The organism is Ideonella benzenivorans (assembly GCF_020387415.1).
In the GTDB taxonomy this organism is placed as follows: domain Bacteria; phylum Pseudomonadota; class Gammaproteobacteria; order Burkholderiales; family Burkholderiaceae_C; genus Ideonella; species Ideonella benzenivorans.
In genome coordinates, this window is the sequence record NZ_JAGWCB010000018.1 from 402,671 (window position 1) to 425,284 (window position 22,614).

The 22,614-nt window shown below is 71.9% G+C and carries 20 protein-coding genes; 11 read left to right on the top strand and 9 right to left on the bottom strand.

Annotation, left to right across the window (positions count from 1 at the left end; genetic code table 11):
* Window positions 1–11: 11 nt before the first annotated feature.
* From KGA65_RS18280 to KGA65_RS18290, 3 genes are read right to left on the bottom strand one after another with little or no spacing between them, the layout of a single operon-like run.
* Complete coding sequence (locus KGA65_RS18280; RefSeq protein ID WP_225864553.1) at window positions 12–284, bottom strand: STAS domain-containing protein; 273 nt, start codon at window positions 282–284, stop codon at window positions 12–14.
* A gap of 16 nt (window positions 285–300) precedes the next feature.
* Window positions 301–669: a response regulator gene (locus tag KGA65_RS18285; protein WP_225864554.1), complete on the bottom strand. Its 369-nt coding sequence runs from the start codon at window positions 667–669 to the stop codon at window positions 301–303.
* Between the two features lie 17 nt (window positions 670–686).
* The gene (locus KGA65_RS18290; RefSeq protein ID WP_225864555.1) at window positions 687–1,844 is read right to left on the bottom strand and encodes a methyl-accepting chemotaxis protein; all 1,158 of its coding nucleotides are present in this window, start codon (window positions 1,842–1,844) and stop codon (window positions 687–689) included.
* Window positions 1,845–2,026: 182 nt separating this feature from the next.
* Between KGA65_RS18290 and KGA65_RS18295 the strand changes: the two genes are divergently transcribed.
* The 5 genes from KGA65_RS18295 to KGA65_RS18315 all read left to right on the top strand — a co-directional run bounded on the left by KGA65_RS18295 (window position 2,027) and on the right by KGA65_RS18315 (window position 7,606).
* Window positions 2,027–3,061 carry an AraC family transcriptional regulator gene (locus tag KGA65_RS18295; protein ID WP_225864556.1) on the top strand — a complete coding sequence of 345 codons (1,035 nt, stop codon included), beginning with the start codon at window positions 2,027–2,029 and terminating at the stop codon, window positions 3,059–3,061.
* Window positions 3,054–3,710 carry a response regulator transcription factor gene (locus KGA65_RS18300; protein ID WP_225864557.1) on the top strand — a complete coding sequence of 219 codons (657 nt, stop codon included), beginning with the start codon at window positions 3,054–3,056 and terminating at the stop codon, window positions 3,708–3,710. The genes KGA65_RS18295 and KGA65_RS18300 overlap by 8 nt, the downstream gene beginning before the upstream one ends.
* Before the next feature lie 152 nt (window positions 3,711–3,862).
* Entirely contained in the window at window positions 3,863–5,926 is a 2,064-nt protein-coding gene (locus KGA65_RS18305; RefSeq protein WP_225864558.1) for a carbon starvation CstA family protein, read from the top strand.
* A gap of 113 nt (window positions 5,927–6,039) precedes the next feature.
* Window positions 6,040–6,180, top strand: coding sequence for a YbdD/YjiX family protein (locus tag KGA65_RS18310; protein WP_375142654.1), 141 nt, complete (start codon window positions 6,040–6,042; stop codon window positions 6,178–6,180).
* A 37-nt stretch (window positions 6,181–6,217) separates the two neighbouring features.
* Window positions 6,218–7,606: a cache domain-containing protein gene (locus tag KGA65_RS18315; protein WP_225864559.1), complete on the top strand. Its 1,389-nt coding sequence runs from the start codon at window positions 6,218–6,220 to the stop codon at window positions 7,604–7,606.
* Between the two features lie 4 nt (window positions 7,607–7,610).
* Here KGA65_RS18315 and KGA65_RS18320 read toward each other — a convergent pair whose 3' ends face one another.
* A complete protein-coding gene (locus KGA65_RS18320) occupies window positions 7,611–8,030 on the bottom strand; it encodes a response regulator (protein ID WP_225864560.1) in 420 nt (139 codons plus the stop codon).
* The gene (locus tag KGA65_RS21115) at window positions 8,027–12,307 is read right to left on the bottom strand and encodes a PAS domain S-box protein (RefSeq protein ID WP_310740987.1); all 4,281 of its coding nucleotides are present in this window, start codon (window positions 12,305–12,307) and stop codon (window positions 8,027–8,029) included. The genes KGA65_RS18320 and KGA65_RS21115 overlap by 4 nt, the downstream gene beginning before the upstream one ends.
* 255 nt (window positions 12,308–12,562) lie before the next feature.
* On the opposite strand from KGA65_RS21115, the gene fumC reads away from it, so the two are divergent.
* Window positions 12,563–13,948, top strand: coding sequence for a class II fumarate hydratase (fumC, locus tag KGA65_RS18340; protein WP_310740988.1), 1,386 nt, complete (start codon window positions 12,563–12,565; stop codon window positions 13,946–13,948).
* 19 nt (window positions 13,949–13,967) lie between these two features.
* On the opposite strand, the gene KGA65_RS18345 is transcribed toward fumC, so the two are convergent.
* The gene (locus KGA65_RS18345) at window positions 13,968–15,452 is read right to left on the bottom strand and encodes a GGDEF domain-containing protein (protein ID WP_225864562.1); all 1,485 of its coding nucleotides are present in this window, start codon (window positions 15,450–15,452) and stop codon (window positions 13,968–13,970) included.
* A gap of 97 nt (window positions 15,453–15,549) precedes the next feature.
* On the opposite strand from KGA65_RS18345, the gene KGA65_RS18350 reads away from it, so the two are divergent.
* The gene (locus tag KGA65_RS18350) at window positions 15,550–16,182 is read left to right on the top strand and encodes a DUF938 domain-containing protein (protein ID WP_225864563.1); all 633 of its coding nucleotides are present in this window, start codon (window positions 15,550–15,552) and stop codon (window positions 16,180–16,182) included.
* A 10-nt stretch (window positions 16,183–16,192) separates the two neighbouring features.
* Here the strand turns inward: KGA65_RS18350 and KGA65_RS18355 are convergent, their stop codons facing one another.
* Entirely contained in the window at window positions 16,193–16,795 is a 603-nt protein-coding gene (locus tag KGA65_RS18355; RefSeq protein WP_225864564.1) for a rhomboid family intramembrane serine protease, read from the bottom strand.
* Window positions 16,796–16,900: 105 nt separating this feature from the next.
* Here KGA65_RS18355 and KGA65_RS18360 point away from each other — a divergent pair, with 105 nt between their 5' ends.
* Window positions 16,901–17,908, top strand: a complete 1,008-nt coding sequence (locus KGA65_RS18360) for a hypothetical protein (RefSeq protein WP_225864565.1) — start codon at window positions 16,901–16,903, stop codon at window positions 17,906–17,908.
* A gap of 13 nt (window positions 17,909–17,921) precedes the next feature.
* On the opposite strand, the gene KGA65_RS18365 is transcribed toward KGA65_RS18360, so the two are convergent.
* The gene (locus KGA65_RS18365) at window positions 17,922–18,422 is read right to left on the bottom strand and encodes a hypothetical protein (protein WP_225864566.1); all 501 of its coding nucleotides are present in this window, start codon (window positions 18,420–18,422) and stop codon (window positions 17,922–17,924) included.
* 128 nt (window positions 18,423–18,550) lie between these two features.
* On the opposite strand from KGA65_RS18365, the gene KGA65_RS18370 reads away from it, so the two are divergent.
* From KGA65_RS18370 to KGA65_RS18380, 3 genes are all read left to right on the top strand, one after another.
* Window positions 18,551–20,083 carry an amidase gene (locus KGA65_RS18370; RefSeq protein WP_225864567.1) on the top strand — a complete coding sequence of 511 codons (1,533 nt, stop codon included), beginning with the start codon at window positions 18,551–18,553 and terminating at the stop codon, window positions 20,081–20,083.
* Window positions 20,080–21,336, top strand: a complete 1,257-nt coding sequence (locus KGA65_RS18375; RefSeq protein ID WP_225864568.1) for an MFS transporter — start codon at window positions 20,080–20,082, stop codon at window positions 21,334–21,336. Before KGA65_RS18370 ends, KGA65_RS18375 begins: the two co-directional genes overlap by 4 nt.
* Window positions 21,337–21,555: 219 nt before the next feature.
* A complete protein-coding gene (locus tag KGA65_RS18380; RefSeq protein WP_225864569.1) occupies window positions 21,556–22,026 on the top strand; it encodes a Crp/Fnr family transcriptional regulator in 471 nt (156 codons plus the stop codon).
* An 11-nt stretch (window positions 22,027–22,037) separates the two neighbouring features.
* On the opposite strand, the gene KGA65_RS18385 is transcribed toward KGA65_RS18380, so the two are convergent.
* Window positions 22,038–22,607 carry an adenine phosphoribosyltransferase gene (locus KGA65_RS18385; RefSeq protein ID WP_225864570.1) on the bottom strand — a complete coding sequence of 190 codons (570 nt, stop codon included), beginning with the start codon at window positions 22,605–22,607 and terminating at the stop codon, window positions 22,038–22,040.
* Window positions 22,608–22,614: the final 7 nt, after the last annotated feature.

Below are 22,614 nucleotides of genomic sequence, written 5' to 3' on the forward strand. Positions count from 1 at the left end.
CGCGGGGGCGGCTAGTGCAGCAGGGCGTCCAGGCCCATCAGGTCCAGGACCTGTCGGACGGGCTCGCTGGCCGCGGGAATGGCGAACTGCTTGCCGGCGGCCAGGGCGTCCAGCCGGGTGGCCAGCAGCAGCTGCACGGCGCTGCTGTCGAGCTCGCTGACCTCGCTCAGGTCCAGCTGCAGGTCGCCTGGCTGGGCGAGGGCCTCCAGCAGGGTCTGGCGCAGTTCCTGGGCGCGGTAGATGGTCAGCTCGCCGTCCAGGCGCAGGGCGTGTGGGGTGCTCATCGCGTGGCTCCCCGGGTCAAGGCAGGACCAGCTTTTCGACCGCGGCCAGCAGCTGTGGCGGCTGGAAGGGCTTGACCACCCAGGCCTTGGCGCCGGCCATCTGGCCCTCGCGCTTCTTGGCTTCCTGGTTCTCGGTGGTCAGCATGATGACCGGCGTGAACTTGTAGGCCGGCAGGGCCTTGACCGCCTTCAGGAAGCTGATGCCGTCCATGCGCGGCATGTTCACGTCGCTGATGATCAGGTGCACCTTCTGGCCGGTGAGCTTGCCCAGCGCATCCTGGCCATCGCTGCCCTCGATCACGGTGTAGCCGGCGCCTTTCAGCGCAATGCCCACCACCTGTCGCACGGAGGCGGAGTCGTCGACGATGAGAATGGTCTTGCTCATGGCAGTCCTCGGGGGTCTCAGAAGAAAGTGATGTCGGTGTCGGCCGCGGCCGCAGCCGCCGTCGGCTGGGCCGGCGCGCCGGTGTGCACCGCGCGCTCGTCGGCCATCGCATAGGTCTGGGCCAGCTCGGCCAGCAGCGGGCCAGCGTCCAGCGGGTGTGGCCGGCCGTCCTGCTCGATGCGCTGCTGGTGGGCCAGCACCACCTCGGGCAGGCGCTGCACGTTGTCGCGCACATGGCTGAGGATCTGCCCCACCCGGTCCTGGAACTGCAGCTGCACCAGCGACTCGTAGACCTCGCCCTTGATGCGGGTGCTGCTCTCGCGCAGTTGCTCGGCGGCCTGGCTGAGGCCCTCGGTCAGCGTGCCGAATTCGTGCAGCACGCCCTGGATCGCGGCTTCGGAGGAGCGCATGGCCTCGGCCTCGTGCTGGGCCGAGGCTTCGGCGGCGGCCCGGGCTTCGGCAATGCCCTGGTTGATCACCCGCACCTTCTCGGCGATGTGGGCGCCGGTCTCGCCGGAGCGCTGGGACAGCGCGCGGACCTCGGCCGCCACGGTGGCGAAGCCGCGGCCCATCGGGCCGGCATGGGCGGCCTCGATCGCGGCGTTGATGGCCAGCAGATTGGTCTGCTGCGCGATCTTGGCCACCGCTTCGGCCATGTCCTTGAGCTCGGCGACGAAGCCATTGAGCCCCTGCACCCGGTCCAGCGTGCGCTGGTTGCTGGCCTGCGCGCCATGCAGGGCCTGCAGCACCTCGTTCAGCCGTGCTTCGCTGCGGGCCCGCACGGCCGGCGCATCCGCGTGGTCCTGGCCCGCGCCCTGGGCCAGCGTGACATCCAGCTGCGAGGCGATGGCGCCAAAGCGCTCGCTCAGGCTGGCGATGGCCTGTTCCATCTGCTGGCGCGAGCTTTCGATCTGGCCGGACCAGACCGGGCTGACCTGTTCGCAGAACACCTGCTCGCTGGCCAGGTAGGCCTTCCACTCCTCGGGCAGACCGCTGCGGCCCGTGTGCGCTTGCAGGCGCCAGACCAGCAGGCCGCTCAGGCCCACCAGCAGCGCGCCCAGCGCCCAGCCGGCGGCGGAGGCTCCCGACACCAGCACGGCCCCTGCCGCGCCCACAGCGCCCAGTGCCAGCACCCCGTGCCATTCGGGGCGGATGTGCGAAATCGCGGTGCTCATGAAAGTGATCTCCTTGAGCTTTGGGTTTCGGTAACGCTGTGACACAGAGGAGGACTTTGGCGGCCAATCACGGGGCCTGCATGGCCAATCCCCGTGCGATTCAGGGCAACCCGATAATTGGCCGTCAGCAAAGGTCGTGCGTCGTGTCAGCGAAAACTCAAAACAAGGAGATACCGGGGGTGGTGCCCCCGCCGACAGCGCCCCTGTGGGTGGCGGGTCACGTGCCGGTGGTGGTGTGGCAGTTGCTGGCCTGCGGGCAGGAGCGCGGGGTGTCACTGACCGCTCCGTTGGAGCGCCTGGGGCTGAAGCCCGAGGACCTGGAGCGGCCGGGCTACCTGATCGACTCGGCCCTGGGGCTGGAGCTGGTGCGGCAGATGCTGGCCGTGCTGGGGCCGCCGCCACAACTGGGGCTGGAGTGCGGCCAGCGCATCAACTTCAGCAAGCTGGGGGTTCTGGCCATGGGCCTGCAGGCCAGCCCCACGCTGGGCGATGCGCTGGCCCTGACCCTGCGCTACCCCTGGTCGGCGGGCTTTCTCATCTCGCTGCACTGCGGTCCTGGCCCGGGCCAGGACCTGCGGGCCGAGCCCCTGCCCGGCGCGGCGGACCTGATGTCCTTCCTGGCCGACAACCTGTTCGCCGCGATGGTGGCGCTGCGCCGACGCATCGTCGGCGAGGACTATGCGCCGCAGCGGGTGGAGCTGGTGCATCCGCCGGAGGGCGAGGTCCGGCGCTACGAGACCTTCTTCCGCTGCCCGGTTCAGTTCGACGCGCCGCGCAACCGCATGCTCACCAGCCAGGCCTGGCTGGACCGGCCGCTGCCCACCGCCCATCCCAGCACCTGGCATCTGGCGCAGGACATGCTGGAGCGCATGGCCCGTGAACAGGTTCGCCTGCCGCCGCTGGTCCAGGCGGTGGACCGGGCCCTGCGCCAGGGCATGCCCCGGCCGCCCTCGCCCGCGGCCCTGGCGGCGGACCTCAACATGAGCGAGCGCAGCCTGCGCCGCAAGCTGGCCGAGCTGGGGCTGTGCTACGACATCCTGCTCGACCGGGTGCGGCATGCCCGGGCCGAGGAGTTGATCCGCAACCCGGCGCTGAGCCTGACCCAGGTGGCCGACCAGCTGGGTTTTGCCGATGTGCGGGCCTTCCGCCGCGCCTTCCGCCGCTGGACCGGACGGTCCCCCTCCGAGGCCCGTGGCACCATCCCCCCCCATGCCTGAGGCCGCCGCCATCCGCCTGCTGCTTGTCGACGACCACCCGCTGGTGCGCGATGGCCTGCGTGCGCGGCTTTCGCCGCTGGAGGGCATCGAGGTGGTGGGCGAGGCCGGCGATGCCGACACGGCCCAGGCCGAGGCCCTGCGCTGCCGGCCCACGCTGGTGCTGATGGACGTGGGCATGCGCGAGCTCAACGGCATCGCGCTGGCCGGCCGGCTGCTGGCCGATCACCCGGGCCTGCGGGTGCTGATGCTGAGCATGTACGACAACCCCGAGTACGTGCAGCGGGCCCTGCAGGCCGGGGCCAGCGGCTATGTGCTCAAGGACGCCCCGGCCAGCGAGATCGTCAGCGCCATCCGCACCGTGGCCGAGGGCGGCGTGTTCCTGAGCCCGGCGGTGTCGCGCCGGCTGTTCCGCAACCAGACGCCCCGGCCGGTGCTCTCCCCGCGCGAAAGCCAGATCCTGGCCGCCCTGGCGCGCGGCCTGTCGAGCAAGCAGATGGCGCTGGCGCTGGACCTCAGCGCCCGGACCGTCGACGCCCACCGGCAGAGCATCAAGCGCAAGCTGATGCTCGACACCCAGGCCGACCTGATCCGCTATGCCATCGAACATGTGCGGCTGCAGGGCGGCGGTGGTGACGAATCCGTCGCCTAGGGAAAACCACTAAGGGTCGTCCATTAGGTGGGCACGCGCGGTGCGCCGCGTGATCCGACGGTAGCGGGGCCCCGCCCCCACGCGCAGACTGAAGCCCCCCTGGGTTCCGGCCCCCACCGGTGCCCTTCGCTTCTCTCTCGGAGTTCTTCAACATGTCCAGCCTGCGCCGCCACCTGCCGTGGCTGCTGGTCGCCCTCCTCGGCGCCTTCGGGCTCGCCACGGTCGCTCTGGCCCGTGGTGAGGCCGTCAGCGCCCTGTGGATCGTGGTGGCCGCCGTCTGCACCTACCTGATCGCCTACCGCTACTACAGCCTGTTCCTGGCCGACAAGGTCTTCGGCCTGGACCCGCGCCGGCAGACGCCGGCCTGGGCCCACAACGACGGGCTGGACTACGTGCCGACCAACAAGTTCGTGCTCTACGGCCACCACTTCGCCGCCATCGCCGGCGCCGGCCCGCTGGTGGGCCCGGTGCTGGCCGCGCAGATGGGCTACCTGCCCGGCCTGCTGTGGATCCTGGCCGGCGTGGTCTTCGCCGGTGCGGTGCAGGACTTCATCGTGCTGTTCATCTCCACCCGCCGCGACGGCCGCTCGCTGGGCGACCTGGTCAAGCAGGAGATGGGCAACGTGCCGGGCGTGATCGCGCTGTTCGGCGCCTTCCTGATCATGATCATCATCCTGGCTGTGCTGGCCCTGATCGTCGTGAAGGCCCTGGCCGGTTCGCCCTGGGGCACCTTCACGGTGGCGGCCACCATCCCGGTGGCGCTGTTCATGGGCCTGTATGTGCGCTACCTCCGCCCAGGCCGCATCGGCGAGGTCTCCGTCATCGGCTTCGTGCTGCTGATGCTGGCCATCCTGGGCGGCCAGGCCGTGCACGACAGCCCGACCTGGGGCCCGCTGTTCACCTTCGATGGCAAGGCCCTGACCTGGATGCTGATCGGCTACGGCTTCATCGCCTCGGTGCTGCCGGTGTGGCTGCTGCTGGCCCCGCGCGACTACCTGTCCACCTTTCTGAAGATCGGCACCATCGTCGCGCTGGCCATCGGCATCGTGTTCGTCGCGCCGGCATTGAAGATGCCGGCCCTGACCCAGTTCGCGGGGGGCAACGGCCCGGTCTGGTCGGGTGACCTGTTCCCCTTCCTGTTCATCACCATCGCCTGCGGCGCGGTGTCGGGCTTCCATGCGCTGATCTCCTCGGGCACCACGCCCAAGATGCTGGAGAACGAGAGCCACGCCCGCTTCATCGGCTACGGCGGCATGCTGGCCGAATCCTTCGTCGCGGTGATGGCCCTGGCCGCTGCCTCGGTGATCGACCCGGGCGTCTACTTCGCGATGAACGCGCCGGCCGCGCTGGTCGGCACCACGCCCGAGGCCGTGGCCCAGACCATCTCCTCCTGGGGCTTCGTGGTCACCCCCGACGTGCTGGTGCAGACCGCCCAGGACGTGGGTGAACACACCATCCTGGCGCGTGCCGGTGGCGCGCCCACGCTGGCCGTGGGCATGGCGCAGATCCTGCACCAGGTGATCGGCGGCAAGGCCATGATGGCCTTCTGGTACCACTTCGCGATCCTGTTCGAGGCGCTGTTCATCCTGACCGCCGTCGACGCGGGCACCCGCGCCGGCCGCTTCATGCTGCAGGACCTGCTGGGCACCTTCGTGCCGGCCTTGAAGCGCACCGACAGCTGGACCGCCAACCTGCTGGCCACCGGCCTGTGCGTGGCCACCTGGGGCTACTTCCTCTACCAGGGCGTGGTCGATCCGCTGGGCGGCATCAACACCCTGTGGCCGCTGTTCGGCATCGCCAACCAGATGCTGGCCGCCGTGGCCCTGCTGCTGGGCACCGTGGTGCTGTTCAAGATGAAGAAGGGCCGCTACGCCTGGACCACGGTGGTGCCCGCCATCTGGCTGCTGGCCTGCACGATGGTGGCCGGCTGGCAGAAGATCTTCTCGGCCAACCCGAAGGTCGGCTTTCTGGCCCATGCGCAGAAGTACGCCGACGCGCTGGCCAGCGGCCAGCTGCTGGCCCCGGCCAAGTCGCCCGAGGCCATGGCCCGCGTGCTCTTCAACGACCGGCTGGATGCCGCGCTGTGCGCGCTGTTCATGTTCGTCGTGCTGAGCGTGCTGGTCTACACCGTCAAGGCCATCCAGGAAGCCCGCGCCAGCCAGCGCCCCACCGTGCAGGAGACGCCCTTCGTCGCCCTGCCGGAGGCCGCGCGGTGAGCACCGGCCTGCTCGGCGGTCTGCTGGGCCCCGGGCCGGCCGGGGAACGGGCCCGGGCGCTGGGTCAGGACCTCGGCCAGGCGGGCCGCTACCTGGCCCAGTCCTTCCGGCTGATGGTGGGCGTGCCGGACTATGGCACCTACCTCAAGCACATGGCGGCCACCCACCCGGACCAGGCCCCGATGCGCTACGAGGATTTCTTCCGCGAGCGCCAGCAGGCCCGCTACGGCGCCCGCACCGGCCGCTGCTGCTGATCGGACCCGGTCGCGCGGCCGCGGGGACAATCGCGGCATGCGCCTTCGCCTCAAGCTCGTCCTGCTGGCCGCCGTGCCGCTGCTGCTGTCGGTGGCCCTGATCGCGGCTGCCGTGCACCACCAGGAGCGGGCGCTGGCCCAGCGCGAGCAGGCCCTGGTGCAGCAGGCCTACATGGCCGCCCGCCAGTCGGAGCTCAAGCACTACGTGGACCTGGCGGTCAGCACCATCCGCCCGCTCTACGAGCGCCGTCACCAGGACCCCCAGGCCCAGGCCGAGGCGCTGCGCCTGCTGGCCAGCCTGGACTACGGCAGCGACGGCTACTTCTTCGTCTACAACCTGCAGGGCCGGGTGCTGATGCACTCGCGCCAGCCCGAGCTGCTGGGCCGCAACCTCTGGGGCCTGCGGGATCCGCACGGCCAGCCGACGATCCAGCAGCTCATCGCCCAGGCCCGCGCCGGCGGCGGTTTCGTCACCTATCCCTGGCACAAGCCCTCCAGCGGCCAGATGGTGCCCAAGCTGGGCTATGTGGTGGCCCTGCCGGATTGGAACTGGATGATCGGCACGGGGCTGTACCTGGACGACATCCAGACCACGCTGACGGCCTTGGACGGCCAGGTCAGCCGGCACATCACCACCACGCTGCTGTGGATCACCGGCATCGCCATGGCCGGGTTGGGGCTGCTGAGCGCCAGCGGGCTGTGGCTGAACCTCAGCGAGCACCGGGTGGCCGATGCCAAGCTGGGCCTGCTGGCCCGGCAGGTGGTGCGTTCGCAGGAGAGCGAGCGGGCCCACCTGGCGCGCGAGCTGCACGACGGCACCAGCCAGACCCTGGTCTCGGCCAAGCTGATGGTGGAGTCGGCGGTGGACGCGCTGGAGCGGGCCGGCACCCCGCCGCCACCGGCCCTGGGCAAGGCGCTGGAGCGGCTCAACGACGCGCTGGGCGAGGTGCGCGACCTGTCGCACCGCTTGCGCCCGGCCATGCTGGACACGCTGGGCCTGCCGGCGGCGCTGGCCTGGCTGGGCCATGAGTTCGGCGAGCATGGCCCGGCCCAGGTGCGGCTGCAGCTCGACGAGCCCGAACCCGCTCTGCCCGACGAGGCCGGCACCGTGCTGTTTCGCGTCGCGCAGGAGGCGCTGGCCAACATCGGCAAGCATGCCCAGGCGCGGCGGGTGAGCCTGACCCTGGACGCCCAGGCCGGCGGCGTCTGCCTGGAGATCCGCGACGATGGCCGGGGCTTCGACCTGGACGCGGTGCAGCAGGACCCGCGGCGCGGCATCGGCCTGCGCAACATGCGCGAGCGGCTGGAATCGATCGACGGCACGCTGACCTTGCGCTCTGCGCCCGGCCAGGGCACGACGCTGTGGGCGCGGGTGCCGGCGGCGGCGCTGGCCCGGCTGGCCGCCAGCACCCCGGCCGGCGCCTGAGCGGTCACCCGCCGTCGACGACGGGCGGGGCCAGGTGCTGCGCCAGGCAGGCCGCCAGGGCTTCCAGTGTGAAGGGCTTGGCCAGGAAACCGGTCATGCCGGCGGCCCGGCACAGCACACCGTCCAGGGCCTCGTCGCCGGCGGTCATGGCCACCACCGGCACGGGGGCCTGGCCGGCCGCGGCCCAGCCACGCTGCAGGGCCTGTGTCGCGGCCAGGCCGTCCAGCACCGGCAGGTGCTGGTCCATCAGGATCAGGTCGAAGCCGCCCGGCAGGGCCAGGGTCACCGCTTCCTGGCCGTCTTCGGCCAGGGCGCAGTCCACGCCCAGGTGGGCCAGCATCGACTGGGCCACCACCCGGTTGACGGGATGATCTTCCACCACCAGCACACGCCAGGGGCGGTCGGGACGCAGGGGCAAGGTCATGGCTGCACAGGAGAGGGGGGGCCATGGCGCAGGCCCAGCCAGTGGCTCAGGCAGCGCCGCAGGGCGTCGGGGGCGACGGGCTTGGACAGGTAGTCGTTCATGCCTGCCGCCAGGCAGGCCGTGCGGTCCTCCTCGAAGGCATTGGCGGTCATCGCGATCACCGGCAGCTGGCCATCGGGGTGACGGCGCCGGATCTCCGCGGTGGCGCGCAGCCCGTCCATGATAGGCATCTGCACGTCCATCAGCACCAGGTCGAAGGGCCGGGCATCCACCGCCTGAACGGCCTCCTGGCCGTTGGCGGCCAGCGTGACCTCCAGCCCCAGGCTGTGCAGCAGCATGCTGGCCACTTCCTGGTTGGTCGGGTTGTCCTCCACCAGCAGCACCCGTGCGCCCGTGAGCGAGACGGGCTGTGGCGCCGGGCCGGGGGCCACGGTGGGCACCGGCGCCTGCGCGACCGCGGTGAAGGGCAGCTCGACCCAGAACAGGCTGCCGGCGCCGAACCGGCTGTGGGCGCCGATGTCACCGCCCATCAGCAGCGCCAGCCGCTTGCTGATGGCCAGCCCCAGCCCGGTGCCGCCGAAACGGCGGGTGGTCGAGGCATCGGCCTGTTCGAAGGCCTCGAACAGGTGGTCCATCTGCTCGGCCTGCATGCCGATGCCGGTGTCCTCCACCTCGAAGCGCAGCCGCACCCGGCGGGCGTCGCCGGGCTGGCGCCGCACCCGCAGGTCGATGCGGCCGCGCGGTGTGAACTTGATGGCGTTGCTCAGCAGGTTGAGCAGGATCTGCTCCAGCCGCAGCCGGTCGCCGCGCACCAGCGCCGGGCAGTCCGGGGCGATGTCCAGCATCACCGCCAGGTCCTTGGCCTGGGCCCGGTCGTTCAGCATGGCGTGCACCCGCTCGATGCTGGCCCGCAGCGAGAACGTGGATTCGTCCAGCGCGAGCTTGGCCGCCTCGATCTTGGAGAAGTCCAGCACGTCGTTGATGACCTGCAGCAGGTGCTCGCCGGCCTCGGCGATCTTGGTCAGCTGGTCCTGCTGGCGCGGGGTCAGCGGGTCCTGCTGCAGCAGCTGCGAGAAGCCGATGATGGCGTTCATCGGCGTGCGGATCTCATGGCTCATGTTGGCCAGGAAGGCGCTCTTGGCCTGGTTGGCCGCCTCGGCCTGCTGCTTGGCCAGGGCCAGGGCCGTCTCCATGCGCCGGCGCCGCAGGATGCGCCACAGGTCGCCGCCGAACAGCGCCATCTCGCGCAGGTCGGTCTCGTCGTAGGGCTGCGGCTTGTCGGCCACGCCCAGCAGCAAACAGGGCTGCCCGGCATCGTCCACCGGCACCAGGGCCAGGCGCTGCACGGCGCTGCCGCCGGCGGCCGCCTGCACCGCCGGGTCGGTCAGTTCCAGCACCAGGGGCTGGTCGGCCGCCAGCACCCGGGCCTGGGCGTCGTCGGCCCAGCCGGCCAGGGCCTCGCGCAGCGCGGGCGGCGTGCCGGGGCTCCAGAGGCGCTCGGCCGCTGCTTGCTCGGGGCCGGCCAGCAGCTGCACGAAGGCGCCGGCACTGTCGCTCAGCCGCGCCACGTCGCGGCTGCCCTCGTGCAGCAGCAGGGTTTCGTCCAGCTGGCTGGCCTGCTCGCTCAGACTAAGCATGGCGCGCAGGCGCCGGTCCTCGCGGTGCAGCCGGGCATTCACGCCGGCCAGCTCGGTGGTGCGGCTGGCCACCAGCTCTTCCAGGTGCTGGCGGTAGCGCTGCAGCTCCTGTTCGGACTGCACGCGCTCGCGGATGTCGGTGCCGGTACCGACGATCAGCGGCCCGTGTTCACTCTGGATCAGGCGGGCGACGAACAGGTAGGGGGTGCGCTCGCCGTTCTTGCTGACCAGATGGGCCTCGGCGCTGGCCTCGCCCTCGCGCAGCACCACGGCCAGCCGGCGGGCGATCAGCTCCCGGTCCTCGCCCTCGAAGAAGTCGAGGGCCTGGCGCTGCCGGACCTCCTCGGCGCTGTAGCCGGTGACCTCCTCCAGGCGCAGGTTCCACAGCACGGGCTGCATCTGGCGGTCCAGCGCGAAGAAGGGGTTGGAGATCGAGTCGAGCAGCTGGCCGCGCAGGCGCAGCTCCTTGCGGCGCGCGGCCTCGGCCGCGGCGAATTCCAGCGCGAAGCCGATGTCCTGGGCCAGCCGGGTCAGCAGGGCCACCTGGTCGTCGTCGAAGTGGTCGGCCTGACCGGCATAGACGTTCAGCACCGCGCCCGGCCGGCCGCCCACCGGGATGGGCAGGGAGGCCGAGGCCCGGAAGCCGCGCGTCAGGGCCCGCTCCCGCCAAGGAGCCACTTCCGGTGCGGTGGCGATGTCGTGGACCACCTGGGGCTGCCCGGAGACGAAGGCCCGGGCGGTGGGCCCCAGCGGCTCCGTCAGGGGCAACCGCATCTCGTCGAGGTAGCCTTCGGTCATGCCCGCGTGGACACGGGGGAGGATGGCCTCTCCGCGCGCATCGGGCAGGCCCACCCAGGCCATGCGGAAGCCGCCGGTCTCGACGGCGATGCGGCAGACCTCGGCGAACAGCGATTCCTGATCGCGGATGCGGGCGATGGCCTCGTTGGCCCCGCTCAGCACCGCATAGGCCTGGTTCAGGCGCTGGATGCGGGCCTCGCGCTGGCGGCTTTCGGTGACGTCGCGCCAGACGGCCGACACCAGCGCACGGCCGGCATAGGTCAGCTGGCGCAGCTTCAGGTCGATCTGCTGGTGGCGCCCCGCCTGGTCGCGGTGCTCGGTGTCCAGGCTCAGGGTTTCGCCGGCCAGCACGCGGGCCAGCACGCGGCGGATCTCGGCCTCGTCCATCAGCGGCTGGATGTCGGTCACCCGCAGCTCGGCGAAGCGCGCGCGGCTGTAGCCCAGGCCCTGCCAGGCGGCCGGGTTGAAGGTGACGAAGCCCAGCGTGACCGGATCGATCAGCGCGATCGCGTCGGTGGTCTGGCCGAACATGGTGTCGATCAGCCGTTCCTGCTCGGCCACTGCGCGGGCGCCCTGCTTGATCAGCGTGATGTCGCGCGCCACGCCCAGCACACCGACCACCCGGCCCTGGGCGTCGAACAGTGGGGACTTGATGGTGGCGAACAGCTGGCGGCCGGGCTGGCCGGCCGGGTGCAGCCATTGCTCGGTGGTGATGGCCTTGCCGTGCAGCAGCACCTGGGCATGGCCGCTGACCAGGGCCCGGGCGGTGTCGGCGTCAACGGCGCAGAGCCGGTCCTGCCGCAGCAGGTCGGCCCGCAGCTGACCGACGAAGCGCTCGAACGAGGCATTGCAGGCCAGGTAGCGGCCCTCGGTGTCGGTCAGCCAGACCAGGTCCGGGATGGCTTCCAGAATGGCGCTGAGCCGGCGCTCGCTCTGCTGCATCTGGCCCACGGTGCGCTGGTGCGTGATCGCGGTGGAGGCCAGCTGCACCGAGAACTGCATGTGCTCGAGTTCCTCCGGCGTGGGCAGCGCGGGCCGGCGGTGGTAGATCGCGAACGAGCCGAGGATGCGGCCGCCCGGGCCGGGGATGGGCTCGGACCAGCAGGCCGCCAGGCTGGCCTGGGCGGCCAGGTCCCGGTAGGCGGTCCAATTGGGATGGGTGGCGATGTCCTCCACCACCACGCGCCGGCCCAGCGCCATCGCGGCGCCGCAGGAGCCGATCGTCGGGCCGATGGCCAGGCCGTCCAGCGCCTGGGTGTAGAACGCCGGCAGCTGGGGGCCCGCCGCCGGGTGGATGTGCAGGCCGTCCTCGTCGAGCAGCAGCACCGAGCACAGGCTGCCCGGGAACATCTGCTCGTAATCGCGGCACAGCCGTTCCAGCAGCTCGGCCTGGGGCGCCCCGGCCACCAGGTGTTCGAGCAGGTTCAGCCGGTCGCGCTCGCGCTGTTGCATGCGGTCGTGGGCGGCCAGGTCGGTGAACACCGCCAGGCGGCAGGCCAGGCCCTGGTAGGTGATGGCCCGCGACTGCACCCGCACCCGCACGGTCCGTCCCTCCCGGTGGAGAAAGGTCCACTCGCCGGTGCCCATGAGGCCGTCCAGCCCGGTCAGGCGCAGCTGCAGCCGTTCCCGCTCGGCGGGCGGCACCAGGTCCAGCACGGTCAGCCGCAGGATCTGTTCGGCGCCGTAGCCCAGCAGGGTCTCCAGGGCCTGGTTCACCCGCAGCAGGCGGGTGTCGCCCTGTCGCTGGATCAGCATCGGGGCCGGGTTGGCGTCGAACAGTTCGCGCCATTCCTCTCCGGCCACCGCCGATGAACCCGGGGTCGGCCCGGGCCGGGCCGCCATGTCAGGCCCGCGGGGCCGGCTGGTTCGGCCCCGTGGTGAAGGTCCCGGCGGTCCGGGTGGCGGAGGGGAGGAAAAGTGGCGTCACGGTCATGGATGGGAGAGGAGGCCGCCCGCGGCCGGGCCGGTTGGCAGACTCCCGTCGTCATCGTAAGCTCAGCCGCCTGTCCCGGGTCCTGGAACAGGCCCCTTCCCCGGGCCTATCTCACGAAATCCATGGACGTGGCGGGGCTTTGTCCTTCACCGCGGGAGAACGCCATGAGCGAGCAGCGCCTGGAACACGACACGTTTGGCGACATCGGTGTGCCCGCCGAGCGTCTCTGGGGCGCGCAGACCCAGCGCTCGCTGCTGCACTTCGCGATCTCGCAGGAGCGCATGCCGCTGCCGCTGGTGCGGGCGCTGGTGCAGGTCAAGCGGGCCGCGGCCGAGGTCAATGCCCAGCTGGGCCTGCTGGACCCGGCCAAGGCCGCGGCCATCGTGGCGGCGGCCGACGAGGTGCTGGCCGGCCGCTGGGACGACGAGTTCCCGCTGGTGGTCTGGCAGACGGGCTCGGGCACCCAGACCAACATGAACGTCAACGAAGTGCTGGCCAACCGCGCCTCGCAGCTGCTGGGCGGGCCGCTGGGCATGGGCCGCCGGGTGCATCCCAACGACGAGGTGAACCTGGGCCAGTCCTCCAACGATGTCTTTCCCACCGCAATGAACCTGGCCGCCTGCCAGGCCCTGCAGACGGCGCTGTTGCCCGCGCTGGCCCGGCTGCGCGACACGCTGCGGTCCAAGTCCCGTCTGTTCGCCGACATCGTCAAGATCGGCCGCACCCACCTGCAGGACGCCACCCCGCTGACGCTGGGCCAGGAGATGTCCGGCTGGGTGGCCCAGCTCGACCACGCCGAGGCCCACCTGCGCGCCGCCCTGCCCCATCTGCGCGAGCTGGCGTTGGGTGGCACCGCGGTGGGCACCGGGCTGAACGCGCACCCCGAGTTCGCCCTCCGCGTGGTGGCCCTGCTGGAGAAGACCCTGGGGCTGGGCCTGGTGAATGCGCCCAACCGCTTCGAGGCCATGGCCGCCCACGATGCCATCGTCCATGCCCACGGCGCGCTCAAGACGCTGGCCGCGGGCCTGTTCAAGATCGCCAACGACGTGCGCTGGCTGGCCTCCGGCCCGCGCGCCGGCCTGGGCGAGATCCGCATCCCGGAGAACGAGCCGGGCAGCTCCATCATGCCCGGCAAGGTCAACCCGACCCAGTGCGAGGCCCTGACCATGGTCTGCTGCCAGGTGTTTGGCAACGACGTGGCGGTGAACCTGGCGGGCGCCTCGGGCAACTTCGAGCTCAACGTCTACAAGCCGGTGCTGATCCACAACCTGCTGCAGAGCGTGCGCCTGCTGGCCGATGGCATGACCAGCTTCGAGGCCCATTGCGCCAGCGGCATCGAGCCCGACCGGGCCCGCATGCGCGAGCTGCTCGGGCGCTCGCTGATGCTGGTGACGGCGCTCAACCCCCACATCGGCTACGAGCGCGCGGCGGCCATCGCCAAGAAGGCCTACCGCGAGGGCACGACGCTGCGCGAGGCGGCGCTGGCCAGCGGCCATGTCACGGCCGAGCAGTTCGACGCCTGGGTGGACCCGGCGCGCATGGTGGGCTGAGCCCGCCCGCGGCCCACGGTCAGGCCGCGCCCGCCACCCGGTTGCGGCCGTCCCGCTTGGCCCGGTAGAGGGCCTGGTCGGCCTGGGTGATCAAGGCGTCGAAGTCGACCGGGGGGCCGGCCGTGTGGCTGGCCCAGCCCACGCTCACCGTCACGCGGCCGCCGGGCGCGGCGGGATGCGCCAGGGCCAGGGCCTCCACCGCCGCGCGCAGGCGCTCGGCCATCCGCGGCGCGCCCGGTGGGGCCGTGTTCGGCATCAGGGCCAGGAACTCCTCGCCGCCGTAACGCACCAGCAGGTCCCCGGGCCGCGCCAGGGCGTTGTGCAGGGCCTGGGCCACCTGCCGCAGGCAGGCATCGCCCTGGCGGTGGCCCTGCTGGTCGTTGAGTTGCTTGAAGTGGTCGATGTCGATCATCAGCACCGTCCAGTGGTGCGGCTGGGGCTGGCGTCGGTCGGGCTGCTCCAGCCGCTCCAGCACATGGCGCAGGTGGTGGCGGTTCGGGATGCCCGTCAGCGCATCGGTCCAGGCGATGCGGGCCAGCTGCTGGCGCTGGCGCCTGAGCGAATCGCTGGCCAGCCGCTGCTGCAGCTGGGCCAGGGTGCCGCGTGCGGCGCTCGACAGCGCGGCCAGCAGCACGCCGGCCACGCCCCAGGCGTAGTCCACGCGGATCAGCAGCAAGGCCAGCAGCATCAGCGTGCCCGACAGCATCAGCGGGCTGATGCTGCGCACCAGATGGGCCCGGCGGCGGGGGGGCTTGGGGGCCTGCGCGTCCGCCGCAGCCTGGCCCGGCCAGGCCAGGCAGGCCAGCAGCAGGAAGGGCAGCGTGATCAGGCTGCTCCAGCCGGGGGTGACCCAGTCCGGTCGCCAGCTGGTGAGGTGGTTGTTCAGGGCAACGGCCAGGGCATAGGCGGCCAGGTGCAGGCTCAACACCCGGTACAGGTTGCGCTCGGCCGAGGGACTGGCCGCCCGCCAGCGCACCAGGGAGCCCAGCAGCAGGTAGAGGTTCTGCGCGTCCATCAGCCACAGCTGGGTGGCCACGGCCGGTGCATCGTGGGCGTTGGCGGGGTCCAGCGTGCCCCAGGTCCACCAGTAATAGCTCAGCGCCAGCAGCAGCGCCTGGGCCCCATCCAGCAGCAACGCCTGGCGAGGCTCCCGCTCCAGGCCGGGCCGTGCCAGCAGAAACAGCAGCGGTACCGCCGCCAGGTGGAAGACCAGCAAGATGGCGCGGTTGAGCACCCCCAGCTGGCCCTGCCCCCATTCCCACCACAGGTTGCCGGCCTGGCCCCCGCACCACAGCAGCAGGCTGGCGGCCACGCAGCCCCACCCCCAGCGCACGGCCCGCACCGATTCGGCCTGGGCACGCCAGAGCGTGACGCCCAGCGCCAGCAGCGCGGCGGCCAGCACCACGCCATACACCAGCAGCGTGTGGCCGGTGGGGCCGCTCAAGGCGATCAGCAGGGCCTGCAGGATCAGGAAGCCGACGGTGACACGGGTGGGGGCGGACAAGGCAGGTTCCCGCGCAAGCAGCGCGGCGAGGACGCCAAAACCCGGCATTAGACACGGGTTCCCCCGGGGCCGGGGGCCTGCGGATCACAATGGCCGCGTGAACACCCCTCTGCCCCACAGCCCCGCGGCCGACCGCAACAAGGGCCCGATCCTGGACGGTTTGCAGCGCCTGCTGCCGGTGGGCGCCCAGGTGCTGGAGATCGCCAGCGGCACCGGTCAGCATGCCGAACACTGCCTGGCAGCGTCCCGCCGCGGCGGCTGGGGCTGGGTCTGGCAACCCAGCGAGGCCACGGCGGCCGGCCTGCCGCCACTGCAGGCCCGGCTGGCGGACCTGCCCGGGGCGCGGACACCAGTGCTGCTGGACGTGCGCCAGCCGGACTGGCCCCGGCCCGGCGCCGGGCACGCGGCGGGCTGGAATGCCGTCTTCGCCGCCAACCTGCTGCACATCTCGCCCTGGGCCTGTACCGGTGCGCTGATGCGTGGCGCGGCGCAGGCCTTGCGGCCGGGCGGCTGTCTGGTGGTCTATGGCCCGTTCCTGGTCGAGGGCCAGGCGACCGCGCCCAGCAACCAGGCCTTCGACATCGACCTGCGCGCCCGCGATGCGGCCTGGGGCCTGCGTCACCTGAGCGATGTGCAGGCCGAGGCCCAGACCGCGGGCTTGCTGTTTGAGGCGATGCACGACATGCCGGCCCACAACCGGCTGCTGGTGTTCCGCCGTCCGGCGGGCTGAGCCGGGGCGCTCAGCCCAGCCAGGCCCGGGCCACCCAGCCGGGCGCCAGCAGCAGGGTGAACAACAGCCCGGACACGGCACCCCACAGGTGGGCCTCATGGTTGATGTGGCCGCGGTTCTGCTGACCGGCCCAGAGGCTGTAGGCCAGGTAGCCCAGGCCGAAGATCGGCGCGGGGATGGGCACCGGGATGGGCAGGATGAACAGCTTGGCCTGGGGGAACAGGGCGATCGCCGCGAACACCACCGCCATCACCGCGCCCGAGGCACCCAGGCATTGGTAGGCGGGGTTGCGGCGCTGCTTGAGCCAGGTGCCCAGCGTGCTGGCCAGCAGCCCGACCGCATAGAGCGCCAGGAAGCGCGGTGTGCCCAGCGCCCGTTCCAGCCCCGGAGCAAAGGCCCAGAAGCTGAAGCCGTTGAAGATCAGGTGCATCAGGTCCGCATGCAAAAAGGCATGGCTGAGCACGGTGCCCCATTGCCGGCGCCGGACCAGCCAGTAGGGGCGCAGCACGCCCCGGTCCAGCCACTGGGGGGCCTTCGTCAAGGCCCACAGGCTGATGGCGGCAAAGCTGGCCAGCAGCAGGCTGGAGGCGGGGGCGGTGAGCAGGTCGAACATGCGGGCATCGTAGCGATTCGGTGGGACGCTCGTTGCTTTCTGTTGCAGCGCCGCCGCCCGGCGACGGGTCCAATCCCCGCCCGAGTCCACCCCCCTGTCTTCCCCATGTCGTCTGCCGTTCCCACCCCCGATCACCCTTCTTCGCCGCGCCGGGCCCCCCGCTGGCGGCGCTGGCTGCTGAACACGCTGGCCGGGCTGGGCGTGCTGGCCCTGGCGCTGGTGGGCTGGGCCGTCTGGCAGACGCGCCATCCGGCGGGCATGCTCGGCAGCGAGGTCTCGGCCGAGACGGAGGTGGCGGCGCTGATGGGGCGCCACTTCGGGGCCCACGACCCGGTGCGCCAGGGCTGGGCCTACCAGGATGCCGACCGCGGCGTGCGCTACATCGTGCGGGTGATCCACCAGGCCAAGATGGAATCCCAGGACGAGGCCGGCCGCGTGCTGTTCGACGGCCTGTATGTGCTGGCCAGCGCCCAGCCCCTGCCGGGCCAGGCCGATGCCACCGCCTTCGTGGCGGGCTACCTGCTGCGCCCCCTGGACGGTGCGGACCCTCGCCTGGAGGAGCTGGGCGATCGCACGGAGCTGGAGGACAGCCTGGCGCCGGCGCCCGAGGATGTGCACTTCGAGGCGCTGTCGTCTCAGGCCATGGGCTGGGTGGTGAAAGTCGCACGCCGGCATCCGGCCGATGCGCAGGCGCGCACGGTCAGCAACCTGGTGATCGCGCCGGTGGGCGATGCGATGCGGGTGGTGGCACGGTTTCCGGCCTCGGCCCACTACACGCCGCCCGGCGGCTGCGCGGCCGCGGTCCGACGCCTGGCGGAGCGGCGCATCGACGAGCGGGCTGCGGCGGTGGCCGCCGCCGCGTCCGAGGGTGAGGACGCCAGCCCGCCGCAGGACGGGCCAGAGGGCGGAGATGAGCCGCTCGGGCTGGACCTGTGTTCCGACGCCCGCTGGCGCTACAGCGTCGGGCCGCTGCCTTCGGACGGTTGGGCCCCGCTGTCGGTGACAGGGGGCGGGGAATTCAATGGCGAGAAGATCGAGCGCAGCACCGTCAAGCTGGTGTTCGACCCGGGCAGCGCCAGCTACGTCGTGCCCTCGTCGCTGGGTCTGTTCTGACCCGAAGCGGCCGTCAGTCCTGGGTCACCGGCGACAGGCGCTGGTGGGGGGCTTCCAGCAGGTCGCGGCTCTGCCAGCCCCGGCCGGTGCACAGCGGGAAATCCGCCATGTGCCAGCCATCGGCCTCGATCAGCTCGGCGTGGACCACCGGCACGTCATGGGCCGTGCGCTGCTCGCAGACATAGGCATACAGCGCGGCGGGCCCCGGGTCGGCCAGCAGCCGTTCGTACAGGGCCTGGCGGTGTTGCGGATCGGCCCAGGCGGCCGCGGGCCGGTGGCCGAGCTGGGCCGTGGACAGGCGCGCGTTACGGTTCATCTGACCCGGCACCTGATCGTCGGCCTCCAGCGCATAGAACTGACCCTCCACCCGCAGGCCGCGCTGCACCTGTCGGCGCAGGCCCCGGAACAGCAGGTCGAAGGCGGCGTTGATGTCGGCCGATTCCATGAAGCGATGGAGCCGGTGACCACGGTGGTCCTGCGGGGCGCTGAGGTCGAACATGGGTACTGCAGTCATGTGTCGGATGGATGAGGGAGGAGACTGAACGGGATGCTAGGCGCGCAGTGGCGGGCCGATGCGTCGAATAAGGCCCGGAAAGCGCCCGCCCGTTATCCTGCGGGCCTTGTCGTTTCCCGGGGGGGCTGATGAACGTCGACGAGTACCTGCAGCACGACGCCACCGCGCTGGCCGAGTGTGTCGCCCGCGGCGAGGTCCAGCCCGCCGAACTGCTGGACCTGGCCCTGGCCCGCCACCACGCGGTGCACGGGCAGATCAACGCCCTGAGCCGGCTGATGGCGGGTGAGGCCCGCGGCCTGATCGCCGCTGGCCTGCCCGAAGGCCCCTTCCGCGGCGTGCCCTTCCTGCTCAAGGACGGCGTGCACGACTGGGCCGGCCTGCCCACCAGCTACGGCTGCCGCGGCATGCTGCGCCTGGTGCCGGCCGAGCATGCCTACGTGGTGCGGCGCTACCTGCGCATGGGCCTGGTGGTCTTCGGCAAGACCAACCTGCCCGAGCTGGCGCTCAAGGCGGTCAGCGACTCGGTGCTGCACGGCCGGGCCTGCAACCCCTGGGACCTGGGCCGCACGCCCGGCGGCTCCAGCGGCGGTGCGGCCGCGGCGGTGGCCGCCGGCGTCGTGCCCATGGCGGCCGGCAACGACGGTGGCGGCTCCATCCGCATCCCGGCGGCCTGCTGCGGCCTGGTGGGCCTGCGGCCCTCGCGTGGCCGGGTCTCGGTGGGCCCGGCCATCGGCGAGGTCTGGTACGGCGCCTCCACCGAAGGCGTGCTCAGCCGCAGCGTGCGCGACACCGCCTGCGCGCTGGACGCGCTGCAGGGCCCCGAGCAGGGCGACCCCTTCGTCATCGCCCCGCCGGCCGAGCCCTACGCCCAGGCCTGGCAGCGTCCGCCCGGCCGGCTGCGCATCGGCTGGACCAGCCGCTCGCCCATCGGCACGCCGGTCCACCCCGAGGCGGTGGCGGCGGTGCAGGATGCGGTGGCCCTGCTCGCTTCGCTGGGCCACGAGTTGGTCGAGGCCGAACCGGCCATCGACGGCGACGCGCTGGCCCGCAGCTACCTGCACCTGTACTTCGGCCAGGTGCCGGCCCTGGTGGCGCGGGCCCGCGCGGCCGGTGCCCGCGACGGCGAGTTCGAGCCGCTGACCCGGGTGCTGGAGACCCTGGGCCGGGCCGTCTCGGCCGGCCAGCTCACCGAAGAGCTCTGGCAGTGGAACGGCTTCGGACGCACCCTGGCCGACTTCCATGCCCGCCACGACCTGCTGCTCACGCCCACGCTGGCCGAGCCGCCGATCCGCCACGGTCAGGGCGACCCGCCGGCCTGGCAGCAGACCCTGCTGGACGGCCTGAACCGCAGCGGCCTGCTGGGGGCGCTGGCCCGCCGCGGCTGGCTCGACGGCATGGTCCACCAGATCGCCCGCGACAACCTGCAGGCCGTGCCCTTCACCCAGCTGGCCAACCTGACGGGCGTGCCGGCGATCAGCCTGCCGCTGTACTGGACGCCGCAGGGCCTGCCCTTGGGCGTGCAGTTCGTCGCCCCCTTCGGCCGCGAGGACCGGCTGCTGCAGCTGGCCGGCCAGTTGGAACAGGCGCGGCCCTGGGCCCACCGCCGCCCGCCGCTGGCGGGCCCCACCCCGTCCTCTGCCTCCACTGTTCCTCTGTCGTGACCCCGTCTTCCCGGCCCTCGGCCAGTACCTTCCGTGACTCCCTGCGCCTGCTGCTGACCCGCCGCTTCGGCACCTTCTGGCTGGCCAGCCTGCTGTCCAACATCGGCACCTGGGCCCAGCAGGTGGCCCAGCCCTGGCTGCTGCTGAGCCTGGGGGCCTCACCCTGGCTGCTGGGGCTGGACTCGTTCGCGATGGGCGGGCCGGGCCTGCTGCTGATGCTGGTGGGCGGCGTGCTGGCCGACCGGGCGGATCGGCGCAAGCTGATCGCGGTGCTGCAGTCCATCCAGGCCCTGTGCCCGGTGTTGATCGTGGTGCTGTTGCTCAACGGGGCGATCCAGCCCTGGATCATCATCGCGCTGTCGCTGGTCGTGGGGGTGACGGACGCGCTCTCCATGCCCTCGTTCCAGACCATCGTCGCCTCCATCGTTGACCGCCGGCAGCTGCCCACTGGCATCGCGCTCAACACCACGCAGTTCAACCTCTCCCGCATCCTGGGGCCCTCACTGGCCGGGGTGCTGATGGCCAGCATCGGCGCGGTCGGCGCCTTCGCGGTCAGCGCGGCCTCCTATGTGCCCTTCATCGCGGTCGCGCTGTGGATCCTGCCGCGCGTCACCGTGCAGGCCCTCGGCCCGACCGAGGGTGGCGGCGACGGGCAACTGCTGGCCGGCGCGCGCGAGGTGCTGCGCCAACCCGCGTTGCGTGGCGCGGTGCTCACCGTGCTGGCGGGCAGCGCCTTGTGCAGCCCGCTGCTGACCTTCTGCCCGTTGCTGGTGAAGTCGGTGTTCCAGGCCGATGTGGGGCAGTACAGCCTGACGGTGAGCGCCTTCGGCGCCGGCGGCCTGCTGGGCGGGCTGCTGCTGATGGCGATCGACCCGCGCCACGACCGCCGGCCGCTGGCGTCCTGGGCGGCCACCGGCTTTGCCGGTGTCGTGGTGGCCTCGGCGCTCAACCGCTGGGCGGCCGGGCTGCCGCTGCTGTTCGTGCTCGGCGGCCTGTCGATGACCATGGCCAACGCCTCGGCCAATGCCTGGCTGCAGGCGCAGGCCCCGGCGGCCATCCGCGGTCAGACGGTCAGCCTGTTCATGCTGGCGATGCGCGGCGGCACCGCCCTGGGCGGCCTGCTGACCGGGCTCACGGTCAGCGCCTGGGGCGTGCGCGAAGCCCTGCTGCTCAACGGCCTGCTGGCGCTGGCCGTGGTGATGGGGGTGCGGCGCGTCTGGCTGCGGGCCCCGCTGCCCGGCGGTTCCGCCTGAGCGGTGGCGCTGGGCGTGGGTGGGTTTTCCCGGGGGGCGCCGGGCAGACGCGGGTCGCGGGCGTGCCGAGCCGGACAGGCGGTCGCTGGCGGGCGATGGACGCGCGTGCTCCCTCGTCGAAGGGATTGGCCCCGGTCCGGCGGGCCGGGATAATCGCGCCATCACAGGCACTGCGATGCCGTAGCGCAGTGCCGGACCTCCACCACCTTGGGGCCAGGCATGTCCATCGAGCAATTGGTTGAAGCCACCGCGTCACTGAATGCCGCCGATGCCTTCCGGCCTCGGTTTGACGCCAAGCGTTGGGCCCAGTTCGGCAGCTTCCTGCAGCAGCACAAGCTGCGCACAGGGGACATGCTGGTGCGTTTCCACGACCAGGACCGCAACATGTACCTGCTGGAGAGCGGTTCGCTGCAGGTCTATGTGCCCGATGACGGCACGTCCAAGCGCCGGCCGGTGGCCATCCTGCGGCCGGGCTCGGTGGTGGGCGAGCCCAGCATGTTCGGCGACACGCCGCGCATGGCCCAGGTGGAGGCCATGTCGCCCGCCGTGGTGTGGGTGCTCACCCGCCCCCGTTTCGAGGAGTTGCTGGCGCGCGTGCCCGACCTGGGCATCGAGCTGCTGCGCGCCATCGGCGCGGTGATGGCCGAGCGCATGCGCGCCAACCTGGAGCGCGGCCAGCCCATCGTCTGAGCCAGGCCGGCTCAGTGGCCGGAAAAGTCCACCAGCGTGAACAGCGGCAGGCCGGCCTCGCGCAGGCGCGCCGAGCCGCCCAGCTCCGGCAGGTCGACGATGGCCGCGCCCTCCAGCACGGTGGCGCCCAGCTTTTCCAGCAGGCGCTTGCCGGCCATCATCGTGCCGCCGGTGGCGATCAGGTCGTCCACCAGCAGCACCCGGTCGCCGGGCTTGACGGCGTCGGTGTGCAGCTCCACCGTGGCGCTGCCATATTCCAGCTCGTAGGTCTCCTCCACCGTGGTGAAGGGCAGTTTGCCCTTCTTGCGGATGGGCACGAAGCCGACGTTGAGCTCATAGGCCAGCACCGAGCCGATGATGAAGCCGCGCGCATCGAGCCCGGCGATCACGTCAGGCTTGACGTCGAAGTAGCGGTGCACGAACTGGTCGATCAGCACCCGGAACACCCGCGGGTTCTGCAGCAGCGGCGTGATGTCGCGGAACTGCACGCCAGGTTCGGGCCAGTCGGGCACGGTGCGGATGGTCTGGCGGATCAGCTCGGTGGGCTGGTCCCGCAGGAGATCGGGCTGGGGCAAGGACATGGTTTCA

Bases quoted from the DNA above. Each gene is read 5' to 3' on its own strand.
- KGA65_RS18285 (WP_225864554.1), bottom strand. From the start codon at position 669: ATGAGCAAGACCATTCTCATCGTCGACGACTCCGCCTCCGTGCGACAG.
- KGA65_RS18315 (WP_225864559.1), top strand. From the start codon at position 6,218: ATGCGCCTTCGCCTCAAGCTCGTCCTGCTGGCCGCCGTGCCGCTGCTG.
- fumC (WP_310740988.1), top strand. From the start codon at position 12,563: ATGAGCGAGCAGCGCCTGGAACACGACACGTTTGGCGACATCGGTGTG.
- KGA65_RS18300 (WP_225864557.1), top strand. From the start codon at position 3,054: ATGCCTGAGGCCGCCGCCATCCGCCTGCTGCTTGTCGACGACCACCCG.
- KGA65_RS18310 (WP_375142654.1), top strand. From the start codon at position 6,040: ATGGTGGGCGTGCCGGACTATGGCACCTACCTCAAGCACATGGCGGCC.
- KGA65_RS18305 (WP_225864558.1), top strand. From the start codon at position 3,863: ATGTCCAGCCTGCGCCGCCACCTGCCGTGGCTGCTGGTCGCCCTCCTC.
- KGA65_RS18380 (WP_225864569.1), top strand. From the start codon at position 21,556: ATGTCCATCGAGCAATTGGTTGAAGCCACCGCGTCACTGAATGCCGCC.
- KGA65_RS18320 (WP_225864560.1), bottom strand. From the start codon at position 8,030: ATGACCTTGCCCCTGCGTCCCGACCGCCCCTGGCGTGTGCTGGTGGTG.
- KGA65_RS18355 (WP_225864564.1), bottom strand. From the start codon at position 16,795: ATGTTCGACCTGCTCACCGCCCCCGCCTCCAGCCTGCTGCTGGCCAGC.
- KGA65_RS21115 (WP_310740987.1), bottom strand. From the start codon at position 12,307: ATGGCGGCCCGGCCCGGGCCGACCCCGGGTTCATCGGCGGTGGCCGGA.
- KGA65_RS18370 (WP_225864567.1), top strand. From the start codon at position 18,551: ATGAACGTCGACGAGTACCTGCAGCACGACGCCACCGCGCTGGCCGAG.
- KGA65_RS18290 (WP_225864555.1), bottom strand. From the start codon at position 1,844: ATGAGCACCGCGATTTCGCACATCCGCCCCGAATGGCACGGGGTGCTG.
- KGA65_RS18360 (WP_225864565.1), top strand. From the start codon at position 16,901: ATGTCGTCTGCCGTTCCCACCCCCGATCACCCTTCTTCGCCGCGCCGG.
- KGA65_RS18385 (WP_225864570.1), bottom strand. From the start codon at position 22,607: ATGTCCTTGCCCCAGCCCGATCTCCTGCGGGACCAGCCCACCGAGCTG.
- KGA65_RS18280 (WP_225864553.1), bottom strand. From the start codon at position 284: ATGAGCACCCCACACGCCCTGCGCCTGGACGGCGAGCTGACCATCTAC.
- KGA65_RS18365 (WP_225864566.1), bottom strand. From the start codon at position 18,422: ATGACTGCAGTACCCATGTTCGACCTCAGCGCCCCGCAGGACCACCGT.